Annotated in this window: 3 protein-coding genes; 1 reads left to right on the forward strand and 2 read right to left on the reverse strand. The window is 67.7% G+C overall.

The window, feature by feature from the left end:
- Window positions 1–279: 279 nt before the first annotated feature.
- The gene (locus tag HII36_RS54645) at window positions 280–627 is read right to left on the reverse strand and encodes a hypothetical protein (RefSeq protein ID WP_173531291.1); all 348 of its coding nucleotides are present in this window, start codon (window positions 625–627) and stop codon (window positions 280–282) included.
- A 133-nt stretch (window positions 628–760) separates the two neighbouring features.
- On the opposite strand from HII36_RS54645, the gene HII36_RS54650 reads away from it, so the two are divergent.
- Window positions 761–1,354, forward strand: a complete 594-nt coding sequence (locus tag HII36_RS54650) for a DUF1707 and DUF4870 domain-containing protein (protein WP_236005223.1) — start codon at window positions 761–763, stop codon at window positions 1,352–1,354.
- A 782-nt stretch (window positions 1,355–2,136) separates the two neighbouring features.
- On the opposite strand, the gene HII36_RS54655 is transcribed toward HII36_RS54650, so the two are convergent.
- Window positions 2,137–2,492: septal ring lytic transglycosylase RlpA family protein (locus tag HII36_RS54655; protein WP_236005224.1), on the reverse strand; the 356-nt coding region annotated here is incomplete at its 5' end.

Consider the following 2,492-nt stretch of genomic DNA (forward strand, 5'->3'; position numbering starts at 1 on the left):
GGCCCACCCCGCGCCACCTGGCTCCTCCCCTTGATCGCTCTCATAGCGGAAGAGAAAGAGGCCGCATGAAACGGGAAACGCGAACCTTGGCTCCGCAGGAAAGCGTCATGAGCACAAAACCGCCCGACGCCCCAACCTGACAGCCACCGATCGGCGAGAGAGCCGGTAGATGGTAGTAGCCCGTGGACGGAACGACCAAGGAAGCACGAGAAGGAGAAGCGAGGATTGGCCAACCGCCATCAGTGCTGGAAACGGCTCAGCCGAGCGCGCGGGAAAGGATTATGGGTTGCTGTTGCCTTCTTGCCGGCGGCGCTCGTTGTAAGCGCGCATTCGTTGCGGGTATCCGGTGAGCTGCACGTCGTACACCGGTAATGCGAGGTCGCGCGCGACCTTGTGGATGACGGCGGGGGAGCCGACTCTGCGCCGAGTCCACTCGCCGTCGTCGGCCACCGCCACAGCCGTCGTGTCGGTGGCGAAAGTCTCCGGCTCGACGTAGAACTCAACGCCACGCCGCGAACGGGCAAAGGCGATAAGCGCCTCGATGTCGGCGTCTGTCGCCTCGCGGTCGAACTTCGCGATCTTAGGGCCGCGCAGTCGCCGGATGCCGTAGCGGTCTCGCCATCTCATGCATCCTTTTTATACCGTCTGGAGCCGCCGCGTCGGGGACGATCTAGGGGACACATCGGGGATTCTCCCGATGGCACGTCGGGCCCGCACGACGCAGGATGTCTGGTATCTGCTCGTTTCCCTAAGGAGAGGCATGGCTCTTATGGCTGGGGTACCGACACCCGCCGGGCCGAAACAGGTGCCGCCAGCTCATCTGCGCGTCACCCACCAGGACCGGGAACACGTGGTCGAGCACGTCAAGACCGCATACGCGGAAGGCCGCTTCGACAAATTCGAGTTCGACGAGCGCCTGGAACGCGCGATGACCGCGCGTACCCACGCTGATCTGATGCCCATCATGACCGAGTTGTACGGCCCGCAAGCCGTGCCCCAACTCGCGCCGCTGCCGCCGCGGATCCGCGCCGAGCGGCTCCCGGAGAGCAACGAGCGCCTCGGCGCCGCCGCAGCGCACGTGCTCCCGATCATCGGGTTCCCGATTCTCGGGCCGCTGCTGTTCCTGCTGATCGGCGGCAAGACCTCGCCCTACATCCGCAAGCACGCGATGGAGGCGCTGAACTTCCAGCTCACGGCCGTGGGCGTGACGATCCTGCTGACGCTGACGTTCGTGGGCGTCGTGCTGCTGCCGGTGGTCTGGCTGGGCGCGGCGGTCCTCTCCGTCGTCGGGGGCATCTCGGCTCTCACGGAAGGCGACTTCCGCTACCCGCTGACGGTCCGGCTGGTCAAGTAGCAAAGCCGGCGTTCCGGACGCCCGCAGAAGGCGACCACTATGGACGGGGTTTCTCGGGGGAGAGGGCGTCCATGAAGAGGGGTCTTTGGAGAAGGCGCGCACGGAGGCGTCGGTATGAGGGGGAGTGCGGGGCTCCCGCAGGCGGCGCGTGGCATGTCGTGCAGAGCGACAAGGGGGCATGTCATGTCACGCAGGCCGACGCGGTGGTGCCCTGCGCGGGTGTAGACGGGGCGTACTCGTGCGGGGGCGGCGCGTGGGTGCTATGCGGGGGACACGGGGGCGAGCCGCATAGAGATGCAGGGGATGTGCCGCGTGGAGAGACGCACGGGCGTGCTGCATAAGTGATGTGCGGGGCGCTTCGCATGAAGTGACGCAGGGGGTGCCACGCGGTGAGCCGGCGTTTGGTCATGGGGGACACGGAGATGCCGCCAGGGCGAGGCAGAGGACGCGTGTTCCCCGTCGGGAGTGAGGAGGAAGGCGCGTCCCACTGGCAAGGCGGAGCGTGTCATGTGGGGCGACAGGGCGCGGGAGTGTCGTGGGGGGTGATGGGGGGTGCCGCCAGAGCGAGGCGGAGGACGCGCGCCCTGTCGGGAGTGAGGAGGGGGCGCGTCCCGCTGGCAAGGCGGGGCGTGTCATGCGGGGGACCGGGGTGTCGCGTGAGGTGATGCGGGGGTGCTGAGGCGCGACATCGGGTGAGGCCAACATGGAGCCGGCGCAAGGGTAGTGCGGAGGCAGCGCGGTCAGTACGGGTCAGTGCTGGTCAAATGCGGGGGCAGCGTGGGTCAGCGGGACAGGACCTCGTACTTGACCGTCATCACGCCCGCGTTCGTGTTGCCGATGGCGGAGAAGGCGGCTTCGGAGAGGTCGAGGCAGCGGCCGCCGATGTAGGGGCCGCGGTCGTTGATGCGTACCGTGACGACCTTGCCCGAGCGGGGGTTCGTGACGCGGACCTTGCTGCCCAGGGGGAGGGTCTTGTGGGCAGCGGTCATGGCCGCGGGGTTGAAGCGCTCGCCACTTGCCGTCATCTGGGGCTCGTCGTAGTACGAGGCGCCGCAGGTCCCGGACGAGAGCACCCGCGTCTTGGGCTTGGGCGCTTTCGTCTTGGCCACGGGGGCGGGGGCCTTGGTGGGGCCGGGAT

This window comes from Nonomuraea antri, assembly GCF_013283785.1.
GTDB classification, from domain to species: Bacteria; Actinomycetota; Actinomycetes; order Streptosporangiales; family Streptosporangiaceae; genus Nonomuraea; species Nonomuraea antri.